We start from the raw sequence: 15,450 nt of genomic DNA, 5'->3' as shown, positions 1-15,450 counted from the left end.
CCCGCAGGCTATGCCAGCCCTGCCGGGCAGTGGTGCAGCCTGATTTGCACAACTTTGCACAACACAGAGCTGTTGCTGGCATCAGCAATGCTCAAAAAGTCTGTCTCCCCCTGTCCAGGCAAGCCCGCGTCCCTGTAAAATCCGGGGAAAACCTGAGGACTTGCCCATGATTAATCTACAACTAAGTGATGTCAGCCACATCATACAACTCTCGATCGCCCCGGTATTTCTGCTGACCGGCGTCGGTACCACGCTCTCTGTGCTGACCAGCCGCCTGGCACGCATCATAGACCGCTCCAGGGTGGTAGAAGATCTGCTGCATGGAGAGAACAGCCCGCCTGTGAGCCCTCCGGGCGTCGAAGAAGAATTACATGAGCTGTATGAGCGTTCGCACCTGATCAACCGCGCCATCACCCTCAGCACCTCTTGTGGTCTGCTGATCTGTCTGGTGATTGCTACCCTTTTCATGGGGGACGCGACCAGCCTGAACCTCGACAAGCTGATCGCCACGCTGTTTGTAGGCGGGGTGTTTTCCCTGATAGGCAGCTTCATTTATTTCATGCGAGAGATTTTTGTAGCAACCAAGACCCTGACGCGTCAGCGCAATCTGGGCAGACGCAAAATCATAGAACGCGAATAAATCTTTGCATCCAGCAAAAAGCCCCGCATCGCAAGATGACGGGGCTTTTTTACTGGCTGGCTGCTTTACTTTAAGCGACTATTTCAAGATATTACTTTGCTACCGCTGGTGCCTGTACCGTAACAATGACATCAATCGAAGCAGTACCTGGATTGGCCACCGTAATTGGCTGGTAGCTGCCAGTAGCGCGGAAAATCAGTGTGCCCGGAGTGGCAGGCGCAATGAACCCGGCATTGCTGGTACCTGCACCGGCGATTGCAACAGTAGGTCCGGCAATCTGCGTCCAGCTGTAATAGATGATATTGCTGGTGTTCGACGGTGCATCGACTTTCAGGGTCACGGCACTATTGGTCAGCACTAACTGCACCGGTGTATACGACACCAGCGAGATAGGTGGCAGCGGATCGACATAAAACACCACATCCAGTTGTACCAGCGGGTCCAGCGAAAAACCACCGGGCTGGATGACAGAATTGGACGCATTGAGGGTAAATACAAAAGGCGTGCGGGTATCAACAAACTTGGGCAAAGCCGCGCTGGCGACACTGCTGAAGGCGTTGAAGATTTCTACCGAAGGACCGGATTTTTGCTTCCAGTAATAATAGATAGGCGTGCTGCTGTCGACCTTGCCATTTGCATCGTATTTGACTGACTTGCTGCCATCAAGCGTGATAGTGGAACCCGCCGCCACCACACCACCGCTGTAAGAGATAGGCACAACGGTAGGTTTGACGATAGGCGTCACTGTCACAGTCTGGGTTGCGGTACCGACTTTTTGCTTGTCATCAGTCACACGACACTGAATTTTCAAGGCCGTGGATTCTTTCACTACTGGCGCGGTAAAGCTGGTCGCGGCAGCATCTGTCGGTGCCAGGGTGATGGTAGTACCGGCAGCATCGCTGACTACCCATTGATAAGAGTAAGGCTCGCCTATTGCCGCTGGTGTGCCGCCACTACCGGCGCAACTCAAGCTGACCTTGTCACCCGAGGCTGCGTTAGTCGTCCCGCTGACTTTGGCAGTTGGGCTGGCGGTAGCAGAGGCTTCCTGCTTGACCAGCAAAGTTGTGGATGCCTTGATGGTATTGCCTTTGACATCGACCGCATTGAGCGTGAATTTATAGGTGTAGTCCGCCGTCAATAAGGTAGGTGGTGTCACTTGCAGCACGCAACTCGCATCTGCCCCTGTGCTGCTCTTGCTGATGGTCTTGCAGTCAGCATTTGTCACCGCTGCCAGCGGGTTGGCCGACAAGGTCAGGTTTTCTACCTGCCAATACATATTCGTGATGATGCCGGCGGTACTGCTGGCCTGGCCGTTGAGGCTCAGAGGCGCGCCGCTAGTCACGGACAGAGCATCAGGGACGGCAATTGCCATGGGATTGGCCGTGGGAGTGCCTGTACCCGCCGTACCACCACTACCGCCACTGCCTCCACCACAGGCCACCATAGCCAGGCTGGAAAAAACGATTAGGGCTGTTTTGATTTGCTGAACCACGCTGACTCCGATGTCTTGCTGAATAGGGGAATGCTTAACATTGTAGCTTCATGCCAGCGTTTGCAATACCTTTCAGCTAAATGTTGACAAAATGTTTCAAGTTTTTGGAAAACATCAATATTTTGCGAACGATCGTGCAAAAAATAATTAGGTATGGCACTCTAATCAAAAAAATTCCAAACAGACTGGAGACTGACGATGAATACCCTGCACTACGCCCACTGGCCGCAAGGCTTGCCGCATCACCTGATCGCGCCGGAAGCCAGCGTGTATACAAATCTGCAGGTGTCCGCACTGCGTTACCCGGACAAGGCGGCGATCATCTTTTATGACACCGTCATCACTTACCGCCAATTGCATGAAGAAGTGCTGGCCCTGGCGGGCTATCTGCAAGAAGTATGCGGCGTGCAAAAAGGCGACCGGGTCTTGCTGAACATGCAAAACAGCCCGCAATTTGTCATAGGTTTTTATGCCATCCTGCGCGCAGACGCCATGGTGGTACCAGTCAATCCCATGCTGATGACAGATGAACTCGCGCATTACATTGATGACAGCTGTGCCAGAACCGCCCTGGTCTCGCAAGAAATTTTCTCGCGCTTGCAACCATTAGTAGGCCAGGGTATCTTGCAAAATGCGATAGTGGCTACTTACTCTGATCATTTGACTGCAGCAACCAACCTGACCATCCCTGATTTTGTGAAGGCAGAGCGCCAGGTGCCCGTACAGGCTGGCGTCAGTAGCTGGCAAGCTGCGCTGACAGCAGGACATCAGGCGCAAGTCCATCAGGCGGGGCCGGAAGACCTGGCCTGCATGCCTTATACCTCAGGCACGACAGGCAAACCCAAGGGCTGCATACATACCCATCGCTCAGTCATTTTCAATACGGTGGCCAGCCCCACCTGGTCGGGCAATATAGTTGCCAATCATGTGTCTTTGGCAGTGCTGCCATTCTTCCATGTGACGGGCATGCAATCGGTGATGAACAGCATGATTTACTGTGGCGGCACCCTGGTCATCCTGCCACGCTGGGACAGGGATGCGGCCGGACAGCTCATCACCCGCTATGCCGTCAGTAACTGGACGCTGGTGCCATCGATGATGATAGATTTCCTGTCCAACCCGCGTCTGGCTGAATATGATATCTCCAGGCTGACCCGGGTATCTGGTGGCGGCGCAGCCATGCCCGCCGCGATTGCCCAAAAGCTGCTGGACTTGTCCGGGCAGGTATACATGGAAGGTTATGGCCTGTCAGAAACCATGGCCGCTTCCCATGTCAATCCTGCACAGCGCATGAAGCAGCAGTGCCTGGGCGTGCCCTATTTCAATGTCGATTCACGCATCGTTGACCCGACCACCCTGCAAGAAGTAAAACAGGGCGAAACCGGCGAAATCTGGATACACGGCCCGCAAGTCTTCCAGGGTTACTGGAACGACCCACAAAAAACCGCCGATGCCTTTGCCGAACTCGACGGCAAAAAATTCTTCCGCTCCGGTGACCTAGGCTATATGGACCCTGAAGGCTTCTTCTTCTTCACCGACCGCCTGAAACGCATGATCAACGCAGCTGGCTTCAAAGTCTGGCCCGCCGAAGTCGAATCCATGATGTACCAGCACCCCGCCATCCAGGAGTGCTGCATCATCGCCGCCCACGATGCCTACCGCGGTGAAACCGTCAAAGCCGTGGTTGTTAAAAAACCTGGCAGCGACGTGACTGCAGAGGACATCATGACCTGGGCGCATGAAAAAATGGCCGCGTACAAGGTGCCCAAATTTGTCGAGTTTGTGGATAGTTTGCCGAAATCAGGGACTGGGAAAGTGATGTGGCGGACACTGCAGGAGAAGGAAGCGGCGAAAGCTAAGACTTAAGCTTCAAGCAATTTAATTGCGGTCGTGGAGGGGGTTGGTTTTGACGTTGGGTCTGCCTTTGACTTTTCGCCGTTCCCATGTGTAGCCGCCATTTGTGCTGTACAGAAAATGGATTAAGAAATGCCCGTGTTTGAGCGCAGCGAGTTTTGGGCATTTCCCATTTTTTGTACTGCACAAATGGGCACCCCGTAGGGGCGGCTATGCCTGGGTCGCCTTTCTTTGAATTCTTTCTTTGGCGACGCAAAGAAAGAATTTCGGCCGCCGGGCCGAGACCCGGCTTGTGTCCACGGAGGGCAATCGTTTTAATCAAAGTACGGCAATGCAACAAACGCCACTAGGCTCCAGCCTGCGCTGGAGCGACGAATTTAAGATTGCACTTTGGCTTATTTTTTACCGTTCATCGACGAAGCCCCACCTTCTCTCAAGGCAAAGGAAAAATCAAACATGTCGTCGTTGCATGCGCATAAATCTTCCCCGCCGCATCCACAATACGCCCCTCAGCAGTACCAACCTGCTTACCCACCTGTATGACCTTGCCCTCAGCCCGCACAGGCCCGGTCTTGGCATTCATCGCGCGGATCAGGTTCACCTTGATTTCCAGCGTGGTATAGCCCACACCAGCTGGCAACATCGATTGCACGGCGCAACCAACGGCAGAATCAAGCAAAGTACAGAAGTAACCACCATGCACACTGCCCAGCGGGTTGTAATGCTGCAAACCCGGCGTACCCTGGAACACGATGCGGCCGGCCTCGCCTTCTACCGGGATGAAATCCAGGGTCTTGCCTATGTGGGCAACCGGGTATTTCCCTTCAAGGATGCCACGCAAGAAATCAATACCGCTGACTGCTTTCAATTGATCCAGACCCAGCACGCCGGGTTCTGCCATGCGCGCGCGAACTGCAGCTTCCTGTTCCTGCCATTGTTTCAAAATCGCTGCTGCGTCACCCTTTGCGTCATTCTTTACATCACTCATCATGCATCCTTCCGGGGGAATAAAATCATCTGGGTACAACGGAACAGGGCAATCGTCTTGCCCTCATAACTGACTATGGCATCCCAGACCTGTGTCGTGCGGCCCAGATGCACGGCAGTGGCGACCACGCTGATGGTGCCGGCGCGGGCGGTGCCCAGGTGATTGGATTTCAGTTCAATTGTCGTAAAACTCTGTGCCCCTTCTGGCAGGCTGGCGACACAGCCATAACCGCAGGCGGTATCTGCCAGGGTCACCACGCTGCCGGCATGCAAATAGCCGTTAGGGGCCAGCAGATGTGGCAGCACTGGCAATTCTGCCGTCATCTTGCCTTTTTCCACCGTCAGGATATTGATACCCAGGTGACCGGGTAAAAATTGGGCACCGAACTGGTTCAGGCGTTGTGCCTGTTCTTCTGATGCTAGTGTGTTAGCGGCAGTATCTGCTGAGGACATCATTTTTCCTTTGCTCATATAAACTACTTTCCAGGCTACATTCTAGTTATTGCAGGAAAGCGCTGACAGTGTCAGTATTGACTCTTTTGATGCAGATTACGACAAATGGCACATATCGAAGTCTGGCTCTACCCTCAATGCATGGCATCTGCGGTCACTGGTCCGCTGGATGTGTTTGCGGTCGCCAATGCCATCTGGTCGCTGAAGAACGTCGATGATGTAGATCCGCTGTTCACCTGGAGCACCCATTCCATTGATGGCAAGCCTGTCATGACACCTGCCAGGGTCAGTCTGGGTGCGGATGCCTGCATACGTGCTGACAGCAAGGCCGACATCATCTTATTACCCGGTTTGTACATGGAAAACGGTGTTACCGGCCTGACCAGCAGCATGCATGCGATGCGTGAACTTTTCCCCATCTTGCGAACCAGACACGCCCAGGGTTGTGTGCTGGCCGCCAATTGCAGCGCCACCTTCTTGCTGGCAGAGGCTGGTTTGCTGGATGGCGGCCATGCAACAACAACCTGGTGGCTGGAAAGAGCATTTAAGACCCGTTACCCAGAAGTCAGCCTGCGCTTGTCAGAAGTACTGGATGAATATGAAAATATCCTGACCAGCGGTGCCGCCACCAGCTTTTTGAATCTTGCCTATCATCTGGTCGAACGCTTTGGTGGCCAGGATATTGCCAGCGGCGTCGCCAAGACTTTGCTTATCGATGCCAACCGTACTTCGCAAATGCCATACATGCAAATGCTAAGCCTGACCCAGCAAGATACCCACCAGCATGAAAACATCCTGGTGCAACGTGCGCAAAAATGGCTGAGCCTGCATCATCACCTGCCTTTTCGCCTGCCTGCACTGGCCAGGCATCTGGCAGTCAGTGAACGCACTGTAATACGCCACTTTCACCAGACTCTCGACACAACACCAGCCAGTTATGCCCAGCAAGTCAAAATGGATATCGCCAAGCGTCTGCTGGAAACCACCACGCTGACACTGGAACAAGTGGCAGAACGCACAGGTTATAGCGACCCCAGCTCATTCCGCAGGCTGTTTAAAAAACATTCTGGCCTGTCACCTGCCAGTTATCGTGAGCAATTCAGACCAGCAAGACGCCTCGCAACTAGTACCTGAGAGTCAGGCTACAAATTTCATACAAAAAAGCCAAGGAAATTTAGCTTAATTTCCATGTGGAAATTATTTCTGAGACTTTTCTGGATATAATCTTTGCATGCACAAGCTACCCGGAAAAAGAAAAGTCTCGTATGGCGCTGAAACAACAGCGCCAGAAGCGCCCGCTTCTTTGAAGGATGTGGCCCCTGACGCAGGCCTCTTGACGCCACCCCTACCCCCACCTCTGACCGCTCCGGATTTGGCTGAGGCCATCCTGGTGCAGGATACTCCCCCGTCCGAAAACCCGGCTATCTCGGATACGCTCGCCAAATTCAATGTCGTCAGAACGCAACTACTACGTTCGCACACGCGCTATCTGGTCAAATGGCAAGTGACGCTGACGCATGAACAGGCTGGGGAAAAACTGAGTTATTACGGCAAGGTCAATGATATTTCCGAAAATGGCCTCAGCATGTTCTGTGACTACAATGTCTTCTTTAGCGGCAAGGTCAAACTGGTCATGACGCTGCCACCGCTGAACGTAGGTATGCAGGCGCAAAAAATAGAAGTCGAGAGCAAGATGGTGTATACCATACTGTCGCAATTCTCATTCCGCATAGGCCTGGAATTCCTGAACTTCCATGCCGGTGAAAAGAAAATCCTGATGGACAGGCTGGAAAGCAGCAATGCCGCGCTCAGACCCGGCAATGCTTAAATAGCAAAACACAAACGCTAATCGCCTCCCCCACCACAACCGCCGCCGCAACCTCCGCTACAGCCCGAACTGTCACCGCCGCTATCGCCACCACCACTGTCGGCATGGCTGCTGTGGCTACTTTGGTGGCTGGAATCACCAAAATCATAGCCTGGGTCATTGCTACTGCCACCATCGCTACCTGCATAAAAGTCACCGCCGCAATACACCGTGCCATCCCCATTCTTGCGCAGTGCGCTGCAATCGGGCGCGTAACGGAAACCATCGGCGATATTCCACTTGGCATCGAGTGCAAACAGTAGTGGCAAACGTGTCGCCCGGCGCGGGTTGATATTTTCTTCGAGGCAGGCAAACCACCAGGTGCGGCGCAAACCCTCGTTGCCACGCCGGTTGGCACCCAGAACTGCAGCCGGGGTGTGATGCATGTAGCGGCCAAAAGCTTTTTTACAGAATTGCTCGTAGTTTTTTGTATAAAGTATAAATTCATGCCAGAGATCATCGACCACTTGTGATGGCATGGAAATATGCTTGAAACCAGATTTCAGATACACCAGAAAGAACTGTCTTAAGGCGCGCGCGACCAGTTGCTGGTCTTTGACGTTCAGATCGGGACGTTGTTTGTGTAGTCTTTCCAACAGTCCGGGTGGAAACATGTAGCTGCGTATATAGTCGGCCTGCGCTGCCCGGCGCCAGCGTATCCAGACAAACATCAGACTGGCAACCAGCACAAGTACAACAACGCCAAAAAGTAAGTGCATCGGGCTTGCCCTCAATCAATAGAATTTAACAAAATCTTGTGCCATGCATGCTTTGCGCCAAAGCAATTTTGGCATAGTATGGATGTAAAGGTACATCGTACCGGCAAGGCAGACTGCACCGTAGCTTATTCCAAGACCGGTAAGAGATACCAGATTTTCTCTTCCCCGGATTCTGATATGTTGTTTTATGAAAAATATTTTTTCTAAGGGGCTGATCTGAAATCTTGTACTTCATTCACATGATTGCCTGGAGTGACAAAAGCCATACGTGGCATGATGAAATCAAGTCTGTCGCTGGCATGCAGCTTGCATGTTGTCATTCAGCCTGATCATCAAAGTAAGCGCAATACCAGGCAAAGATTTTATATAGGCACGACCTCGTAGTAACTGAACTTCTTTGTGGGAGATTCACTATGAATTTGCGTCACTTGCGCATAGGTACCCGACTTGCTGTGGGCTTTGGTGTGATACTGGCTAGCCTGGTACTCATACTTATCATCGATGGCATCTTCAGTGCCAATAACCGCAAGGAAATGGTTGCAGGCCTCGAACTCTCTCACAGTAAAAGCGAACTTGCTGCGACCATGAAAAGCAGCATGCTGGAAGGCGGTATCGCAATACGCAACATAGGCTTGCAAACCGACCTCGGCGAAAGTGACAAACAAAACGTCATCTCCAAAAAACAGCAAGCCCGCTTTGCTGAAGCCAGGGGCAAACTCGTCGCCCTGGGCCTGAGTGCCGAAGAGAAAAAAATCATTGATGCAGTTTCTGAGCTCGACAAGCAAATCGATTTCCCCATCAAGGAAGCGATGAAGATGTTACTGGCCTTCAACGGTGAAGATGCCGTCAAGCTGATCGCCACCCAAGTTGATCCATTGCAACAAAAAGCTATTTTGGAAATCAACAAGCTCGTGGAAATCCAGAACAAGGCGGCCTCTGAACTGTCTGCCACGGCAGAGAGCAAGGGCAAACAACTGACCTTCACCCTGTTCGCCATTGGTGCGGTGATCCTGTTATTTGGTGCAGGCTTTTCCATCTTCATGACACGCAGTATCACCACGCCTTTGCGCGATGCAGTTTCCATCGCCAAGCGTGTGGCTGCCGGCGAGCTGACTTTCCGTGAAGCGGCAGATGGTACGGATGAGATCAGCGAGTTGCTGAATGCCCTGAAAGAAATGAGTGATAACCTGCACAACATCGTCAGTGAAGTCCGGCAAGGTACTGACGCGATTGCGATTGCAGCCGTAGAAATCTCCAGCGGTAATTCTGACCTGTCTTCGCGCACAGAGACCCAGGCAGGGGCGCTTGAAGAAACCGCCAGCTCGATGGAAGAAATCACGGCTACTGTCAGACACAATGCCGACAATGCCAGACAGGCGAATGGCCTGGTCACCTCGGCATCGAACTTTGCCATCAAGGGTGGTGAAGAAGTCGGCAAGGTAGTGCACACCATGAACTCCATCAAGGAAAGCTCACGCAAGATTGTCGATATCATCAGCGTCATTGACGGCATTGCCTTCCAGACCAATATCCTGGCCCTGAATGCAGCGGTAGAAGCTGCCCGCGCCGGTGAGCAGGGCCGCGGCTTTGCGGTAGTGGCCTCGGAAGTACGCAATCTCGCACAGCGCAGCGCCAGTGCCGCCAAAGAGATCAAGACCCTGATAGGTGACTCGGTAGAAAAAGTTGATGCAGGCGGCAAGCTCGTGGATGCAGCGGGCAAAACCATGAATGAAATCGTCAGCTCGGTCAAACATGTGGCCGAGATCATGTCCGAGATCACCGCAGCCGGGCAGGAACAAAGTTCAGGCATAGAAGAAGTCAACCGCGCCATCAACCAGATGGATGAAATGACGCAGCAAAATGCGGCATTGGTAGAACAGGCAGCCGCAGCGGCAGAGAGCATGGAAGAACAGGCCAATATCCTCGCCAGGGCAGTGTCTGCCTTCAAGCTCGATAAATCCAGCAATACCGTACGCAGGGTACAGCAAGTGCAAGCTACTCCCGTGCGCAACGACTATACTGAAGACGAACCCTCCTTAATCAAGTCAACTGCTGGTAAACTAGTGAGGGCACTGGGTTTCAATAAAAATTAGCAGAACGTGAGGGAGCAGACGCCCTGCCCGAGGTCTGCTCCAACAAACACATTATGAACAAGTCGGCAGCATTAAAGAGCATCGTTGAACAAGCCAGCAAGGGTGATCTGGTCTTTCCGACCAATGTCAACGCCTCACTGAAGATACAACAGGCTCTCGACGACCCTGACTGCGGTATAGAAACAGCCGCAAAACTGGTCATGACTGAACCCCTGATGTCAGCCCGCGTGGTTGCCATTGCCAACTCTGTTGCCTATAACCGCTTTGGCGGTGGTGTCACCAATATCCGCACTGCCATCACTATTCTCGGTTTCAATACCCTGCGCTCTGTCACCGCTGCTGTCGTCATGCGCCAGCTCAGTGCTGCCGTTTCTGACCCAGCCATACGTGCCAAGATGGAAGCCCTGTGGCGTCATTCTGCCTATGTGGCGGCACTGGCGCACCTGATTGCGCGCAAGGTCAGCAAGGTCGATGCCGAGACTGCACTGTTCGCCGGTATCGTGCATGAGGTTGGTGGGTTTTACCTGCTGTCACGCGCCCAGGAATTCCCGGCCTTGCTGGAAATCGATCCCAGCCCGCCCCCACCAGATGCGCTGGCAGAAACCGATGAAACCTTCATAGGCCGTGCTGTACTGAATAAACTGCTGGTACCCAAACGCGTGGTCTCGGCAGTAGAAGCCCTGTGGTATGGCATGCGCGTCATGCCACCAGAAACCCTGGGCGACACCCTGTTGCTGGCCAATGAACTGGCCGCAGTGCCATCGCCGCTGGATCCGCGCTCGCCAGAGAGCATACGCCAGTCAGCCTCGGAAATTGATTTTGCCGTGGGTGAAGGTACCCTGACTTCCATCCTGTCAGAATCGGCAGAAGAAGTTGATGCACTGACTGCATCCCTGATCAGTTAGCTGCTAACAGCTAAATAGCTAACGACTAACACTTCGCCCTTCAGTTTTGCTCTCCAACGAAGTTGGCAGAAATTCGGCATAATAGCTGTCGCATTTGCAATTTTTGCCCGCCACAGCTTGCTGCCTTGTAAAAGTCAGCAGCCTGCTGCGCCCCTGCCATCTTCCAAGGAAAAACCATGCAATTGAAAAGTTTGCTCCGCTCCGGCCTGTTCAGTTCTTCCATCCTCGCTGGCATCGCCGTGTTTGGCATACCTGCCATCAGCGCTCACGCTGCTGCACCTATGGTAAAAACCAGCGCCCCCGGCTTTTACCGCACCATGCTGGGTGATTTTGAAGTCACTGCCTTGTCTGATGGCACCGTACCCCTGCCTGTCGATAAACTGCTGACCAATACCACGCCAGAAAAAGTCGGCAAGGCGCTCGCCAAATACCATCAGCAAAGCCCGGTCGTCACCTCATTCAATGCCTTCCTCATCAATACCGGTAGCAAGCTGGTGCTGATCGATAGCGGCGCAGGTGTATTCTTTGGCCCTACAGTTGGCAAGCTGCAGGCGAACCTGAAAGCATCTGGTTACCTGCCTGAGCAAATTGATGAAATCTACATCACCCACATGCATACTGATCACATTGGTGGCCTGGTGGATGGCGATAAAGCAGTATTCCCCAACGCCACCATACGTATAGACCAGCATGACACCGATTACTGGTTAAGCCAGGCCAACCTGGACAAGGCCAAAGCGGACGCCAAAGGCAGTTTTGAAAAAGCCATCGCCATCCTGAAACCCTATGTGCAGGCAGGCAAGCTGAAACCATTTGAAGGCGATACTGAACTGGTGCCCGGTATCAAAGCGGTAGTAGCCCATGGTCATACGCCTGGTCACAGCACTTATAAAGTCGAAAGCAAGGGCCAGACCTTGATGCTGTGGGGCGACCTGATGCACGTTGCTGCAGTGCAGTTTGACGACCCTACGGTCACCATACAATTTGATAGCGACAGCAAGGCAGCCTATGCGCAAAGACAAAAAGCTTACGCTGATGCAGCGCAGCAAGGCTATCTGGTAGGTGCCGCCCATCTGGCCTTCCCTGCCCTCGGTTATGTGCGCAAAGAAGGCAAGGGCTATGCCTGGACGCCACTGAATTACGCACCCCTGCCATGATCTGAATTGTCATCTGCCTGATTGACAGTACCCGGCAAATCGGACACAGTGCAAACTCTGTCCTTTGCCGGGATTTTTATGTCTTCTCAGTATCAGAATATCGTCACATCAGTGCCGCTCATCAGTGATGATTTTGACCTGCGCCACTTGCCCGCAGACTTTTACCAAAACCCCTATCCCTACTACCACGCCCTGCGCGAGCAGACACCCGTGCGCAAGATGCCCGATGGCTCTTACATGCTGACACGTTATGCCGACCTCGTACATGTGTACAAAGATGCCAAAACTTTCAGCTCAGACAAAAAACTGGAATTCAAACCCCGCTACGGTGATTCGCTGCTGTATGAACATCACACCAATAGCCTGGTCTTCAATGACCCGCCGCTGCACACCAGAGTACGCCGCCTCATCATGGGTGGCCTGACACCCGCTGCCATGGCCGATACCGAACCCGGTCTCGTCAAGCTGGTGGATGGCTTGCTGGATCAAATGGAAAACAAGAATGAGGTTGATCTCATCACAGATTTCGCCTCCGCCATACCGGTAGAAATCATCGGCAATCTGCTGGCCGTGCCGCATGATGAACGCGAGCCGCTGCGTGAATGGTCACTCGCCATCCTCGGTGCGCTGGAACCTGCAATAACACCAGAATTTTTTGCCTATGCCAATCAATGTGTCGCAGAATTTCTGGATTACCTGAAACAACTGGTGGCACAACGCCGCCTGCATCCCTGCGACCCCAAGACCGATATGCTGACCCGCCTCATAGAAGGCGAAGCCAATGGTGAGAAACTGACTGAAACCGAGCTCTTGCAAAACTGTGTCTTCCTGCTCAATGCCGGGCATGAAACCACCACCAACCTGATCGGCAATGGCCTGGTGGCCCTGCAGGAATGGCCAGAACAAAAAGCCCGCCTGATCGCCCAACCAGAAATGATCAACACCGCCATAGAAGAATTCCTGCGCTTTGAAAGCTCTAATCAATTGGGCAACCGCATGACAACGGTGGATACGCAGATCGGCGATGTCGCTATCGCCGCTGGCAGCCGCATCAGCCTGTGCATAGGCGCGGCCAATCGTGACCCCTTGCAATTCCCTGATCCTGACAAACTCGACCTCAGCCGCAGCCCGAACCGTCATCTGGCATTTGCCTCGGGCATACACCAGTGCGCAGGCATGTTTTTGGCAAGGCTTGAAGGCAGGATAGCGATTTCCCGCATGCTGGCCCGTTTCCCGAACTACCAATTAAGCGCAGCACCCGTCAGAGGTGGGCGCGCACGCTTCCGCGGTTTTTTATCTGTACCCTGCAAACTATAAAACGACTCACAACAAAAAATACGGAGACAAAATGAAGACAAATAAGCACATCAAAAAAAGCCTGCCGGCAGCTGCAGCAATCATGCTGTGCGCCAGCCTCAGTATCAATGCGCAGGCACAGATCAAGATAGGCGTCACCATTTCATCGACCGGCCCGGCAGCTTCGCTGGGCATACCCGAGAAAAATGCGATTGCCATGCTGCCCAAGGAAATCGCAGGCAAAAAAGTCGAGTACATCGTCCTCGATGATGCCTCCGATACCACTCAAACCGTGACCAATACCCGCAAGCTGATTTCGGAAGAAAAAGTCGATGCCATCATAGGTTCGACCACCACGCCAAACTCACTCGCCATGCTGGGCGTCATCGGTGAAGGCAAGACCCCGACCATCAGCCTCGCCTCCAGCAACCGCATCATAGAACCCATGGACGCGAATAAAGCCTGGATGTTCAAGACGCCACAAACCGACACCATGATGGCAATTGCGATTGCCGAAGACATGAGCAAAAAAGGCGTCAAGACCATGGGTTTCATCGGCTTCTCGGACGCCCTCGGTGAAGCCTTTTTGGTCGAAGTGACAAAGTATGCCGAACTCAAAAAGATCAAGGTCGTTGCGACAGAACGCTTCAGCCGCAATGACAACAGCGTGGTTGGCCAGGTCTTGAAACTGATGTCTGGCAACCCCGACGCCATCGTCGTCGGCGCATCCGGTACACCTGCCGCCCTGCCGCCAAAAACCCTGGCAGAACGCGGCTACAAAGGCCGCATCTACCACAACCACGGCGTCGCCAACAGCGACTTCCTGCGCGTCTGCGGCAAAGACTGCGATGGCACCTTCCTGCCAACCGGCCCGGTCATGGTCGCCAGACAACTGGCCGACAACAACCCTGTCAAAAAAGCCGCGCTTGATTTCTCCACCAAGTTTGAAAACACTTACGGCGCAGGCAGCCTTGCAGCATTTGCCTCCTATGCCTGGGACGCTGGCCTGCTGCTACAACAAGCCATCCCCGTCGCTTTAAAGAAAGCCGCGCCCGGCACAGCAGAATTCCGCGCAGCCTTGCGTGATGCCCTCGAAGCGACGCAGGGTCTGGCGACTACCAACGGTGTTGTCAACATGAGCAAATCTGATCACCTCGGCCTCGATCAAAGGGCGCGTGTCATGGTGCAGATCAAGGGTGGGAAATGGGTTTATCAGGCGGAGTAAAGCAAGGCGAAAAAATTTTCTAACTGGTACATGATAGTAGGGGCGATTAGCTTTGCGTAATCGCCCGCAAACTAGATCATATGAAGAGTCAGCCTTGAACCGTTGTTACTCTGCTGCGTAAACCATTTGATAAGTGAAAGAAAAATGAGTCAATATTCTGATTTATCGCACTTGCTAATTGCTGGCGCATTGTTAGGAAAGTTGAAGCCAGTTGACCCAGTTAGGATTCAAGAAAATCAGCGTACTCATGGCGAATTGCCATCCGACTATGTAGAATTCTTGACTTCAATTGGTGCCGGGACAATTGGAGATAGTCAATACAGCTTGTATTCCGGTTTGATTGATCCGGATTTTATCTACGGTGATGATCGTCAACAAGTTGAAAATATTCTTTTTTTTGGTGACGATTTTCAAGGCTTCAATGCTGGCTTCAAAACCGACGAAGCCTGGCGTGTCGTTGAAGTCACCCCCTTAGACTTGCAAGTCAGCGTCGTTGCTCCAAACTTTCAAACGTTCATTCGAGAAATGATCACGCAACTGTGAGACTAATTAATCTCAAAAAGAATTAATGGGTAAAGAATAAATTCTAGCCAGTATCCCTATTGCAGTTCTTATCCTAGCTTTGCTTCCATATCTAAGGAATCTCTGATTAAGTCCCCGAGCAATGATTCAGAAACGGTAATATAAGCTTATTTTCCATTGAATCATAAATACCATGAGACAGACAACATTTGCCGAAGGTGGCTTTGAACGCTATGCCAA

Annotated in this window: 14 protein-coding genes; 10 read left to right on the top strand and 4 right to left on the bottom strand. The window is 52.7% G+C overall.

Annotation, left to right across the window (positions count from 1 at the left end):
* Nucleotides 1-169: 169 nt before the first annotated feature.
* Nucleotides 170-640 carry a DUF2721 domain-containing protein gene (locus ACO0LI_RS26640; RefSeq protein WP_422951777.1) on the top strand — a complete coding sequence of 157 codons (471 nt, stop codon included), beginning with the start codon at nt 170-172 and terminating at the stop codon, nt 638-640.
* A 91-nt stretch (nt 641-731) separates the two neighbouring features.
* Here the strand turns inward: ACO0LI_RS26640 and ACO0LI_RS26635 are convergent, their stop codons facing one another.
* Nucleotides 732-2,132, bottom strand: a complete 1,401-nt coding sequence (locus tag ACO0LI_RS26635) for a hypothetical protein (protein ID WP_423036480.1) — start codon at nt 2,130-2,132, stop codon at nt 732-734.
* A 198-nt stretch (nt 2,133-2,330) separates the two neighbouring features.
* On the opposite strand from ACO0LI_RS26635, the gene ACO0LI_RS26630 reads away from it, so the two are divergent.
* Nucleotides 2,331-3,998 (top strand): long-chain fatty acid--CoA ligase, encoded by a 1,668-nt coding sequence (locus tag ACO0LI_RS26630; RefSeq protein ID WP_422951627.1) that lies wholly within the window; start codon nt 2,331-2,333, stop codon nt 3,996-3,998.
* A gap of 421 nt (nt 3,999-4,419) precedes the next feature.
* Here ACO0LI_RS26630 and ACO0LI_RS26625 read toward each other — a convergent pair whose 3' ends face one another.
* Nucleotides 4,420-4,974, bottom strand: coding sequence for a PaaI family thioesterase (locus ACO0LI_RS26625; protein ID WP_422951628.1), 555 nt, complete (start codon nt 4,972-4,974; stop codon nt 4,420-4,422).
* The gene (locus tag ACO0LI_RS26620) at nt 4,974-5,426 is read right to left on the bottom strand and encodes a PaaI family thioesterase (protein WP_423036478.1); all 453 of its coding nucleotides are present in this window, start codon (nt 5,424-5,426) and stop codon (nt 4,974-4,976) included. The genes ACO0LI_RS26625 and ACO0LI_RS26620 overlap by 1 nt, the downstream gene beginning before the upstream one ends.
* A gap of 105 nt (nt 5,427-5,531) precedes the next feature.
* Here ACO0LI_RS26620 and ACO0LI_RS26615 point away from each other — a divergent pair, with 105 nt between their 5' ends.
* Together ACO0LI_RS26615 and ACO0LI_RS26610 are read left to right on the top strand one after the other, a co-directional pair.
* The gene (locus ACO0LI_RS26615; RefSeq protein ID WP_162061349.1) at nt 5,532-6,560 is read left to right on the top strand and encodes a GlxA family transcriptional regulator; all 1,029 of its coding nucleotides are present in this window, start codon (nt 5,532-5,534) and stop codon (nt 6,558-6,560) included.
* Between the two features lie 97 nt (nt 6,561-6,657).
* A complete protein-coding gene (locus ACO0LI_RS26610) occupies nt 6,658-7,254 on the top strand; it encodes a PilZ domain-containing protein (protein ID WP_423036476.1) in 597 nt (198 codons plus the stop codon).
* Between the two features lie 17 nt (nt 7,255-7,271).
* Here the strand turns inward: ACO0LI_RS26610 and ACO0LI_RS26605 are convergent, their stop codons facing one another.
* Nucleotides 7,272-8,012, bottom strand: coding sequence for a glycine-rich domain-containing protein (locus ACO0LI_RS26605; protein ID WP_422951631.1), 741 nt, complete (start codon nt 8,010-8,012; stop codon nt 7,272-7,274).
* A 413-nt stretch (nt 8,013-8,425) separates the two neighbouring features.
* On the opposite strand from ACO0LI_RS26605, the gene ACO0LI_RS26600 reads away from it, so the two are divergent.
* From ACO0LI_RS26600 to ACO0LI_RS26575, 6 genes are all read left to right on the top strand, one after another.
* Nucleotides 8,426-10,105: a methyl-accepting chemotaxis protein gene (locus tag ACO0LI_RS26600; protein ID WP_423036474.1), complete on the top strand. Its 1,680-nt coding sequence runs from the start codon at nt 8,426-8,428 to the stop codon at nt 10,103-10,105.
* Nucleotides 10,106-10,158: 53 nt separating this feature from the next.
* A complete protein-coding gene (locus ACO0LI_RS26595) occupies nt 10,159-11,010 on the top strand; it encodes an HDOD domain-containing protein (protein ID WP_422951633.1) in 852 nt (283 codons plus the stop codon).
* A gap of 176 nt (nt 11,011-11,186) precedes the next feature.
* Nucleotides 11,187-12,167 carry an MBL fold metallo-hydrolase gene (locus tag ACO0LI_RS26590; RefSeq protein ID WP_423036472.1) on the top strand — a complete coding sequence of 327 codons (981 nt, stop codon included), beginning with the start codon at nt 11,187-11,189 and terminating at the stop codon, nt 12,165-12,167.
* 78 nt (nt 12,168-12,245) lie between these two features.
* A complete protein-coding gene (locus tag ACO0LI_RS26585; RefSeq protein ID WP_423036470.1) occupies nt 12,246-13,484 on the top strand; it encodes a cytochrome P450 in 1,239 nt (412 codons plus the stop codon).
* Nucleotides 13,485-13,515: 31 nt separating this feature from the next.
* Entirely contained in the window at nt 13,516-14,688 is a 1,173-nt protein-coding gene (locus tag ACO0LI_RS26580; protein ID WP_423036468.1) for an ABC transporter substrate-binding protein, read from the top strand.
* Nucleotides 14,689-14,832: 144 nt separating this feature from the next.
* Entirely contained in the window at nt 14,833-15,231 is a 399-nt protein-coding gene (locus ACO0LI_RS26575) for an SMI1/KNR4 family protein (protein WP_423036466.1), read from the top strand.
* Nucleotides 15,232-15,450 lie beyond the last annotated feature (219 nt).

Origin of the sequence: Undibacterium sp. Tian12W (assembly GCF_049339405.1) — a bacterium.
Taxonomy (GTDB): Bacteria; Pseudomonadota; Gammaproteobacteria; order Burkholderiales; family Burkholderiaceae_D; genus Undibacterium.
The sequence above is the reverse complement of the archived record's forward strand: the minus strand, read 5'-3'. Positions and strand labels throughout refer to the sequence as shown.

What these genes read in the sequence shown, in the direction of transcription:
- ACO0LI_RS26580 (WP_423036468.1), top strand. Translation starts at nt 13,516, where the DNA reads ATGAAGACAAATAAGCACATCAAAAAAAGCCTGCCGGCAGCTGCAGCA.
- ACO0LI_RS26585 (WP_423036470.1), top strand. Translation starts at nt 12,246, where the DNA reads ATGTCTTCTCAGTATCAGAATATCGTCACATCAGTGCCGCTCATCAGT.
- ACO0LI_RS26625 (WP_422951628.1), bottom strand. Translation starts at nt 4,974, where the DNA reads ATGAGTGATGTAAAGAATGACGCAAAGGGTGACGCAGCAGCGATTTTG.
- ACO0LI_RS26595 (WP_422951633.1), top strand. Translation starts at nt 10,159, where the DNA reads ATGAACAAGTCGGCAGCATTAAAGAGCATCGTTGAACAAGCCAGCAAG.
- ACO0LI_RS26610 (WP_423036476.1), top strand. Translation starts at nt 6,658, where the DNA reads ATGCACAAGCTACCCGGAAAAAGAAAAGTCTCGTATGGCGCTGAAACA.
- ACO0LI_RS26630 (WP_422951627.1), top strand. Translation starts at nt 2,331, where the DNA reads ATGAATACCCTGCACTACGCCCACTGGCCGCAAGGCTTGCCGCATCAC.
- ACO0LI_RS26620 (WP_423036478.1), bottom strand. Translation starts at nt 5,426, where the DNA reads ATGTCCTCAGCAGATACTGCCGCTAACACACTAGCATCAGAAGAACAG.
- ACO0LI_RS26575 (WP_423036466.1), top strand. Translation starts at nt 14,833, where the DNA reads ATGAGTCAATATTCTGATTTATCGCACTTGCTAATTGCTGGCGCATTG.
- ACO0LI_RS26615 (WP_162061349.1), top strand. Translation starts at nt 5,532, where the DNA reads ATGGCACATATCGAAGTCTGGCTCTACCCTCAATGCATGGCATCTGCG.
- ACO0LI_RS26600 (WP_423036474.1), top strand. Translation starts at nt 8,426, where the DNA reads ATGAATTTGCGTCACTTGCGCATAGGTACCCGACTTGCTGTGGGCTTT.
- ACO0LI_RS26590 (WP_423036472.1), top strand. Translation starts at nt 11,187, where the DNA reads ATGCAATTGAAAAGTTTGCTCCGCTCCGGCCTGTTCAGTTCTTCCATC.
- ACO0LI_RS26605 (WP_422951631.1), bottom strand. Translation starts at nt 8,012, where the DNA reads ATGCACTTACTTTTTGGCGTTGTTGTACTTGTGCTGGTTGCCAGTCTG.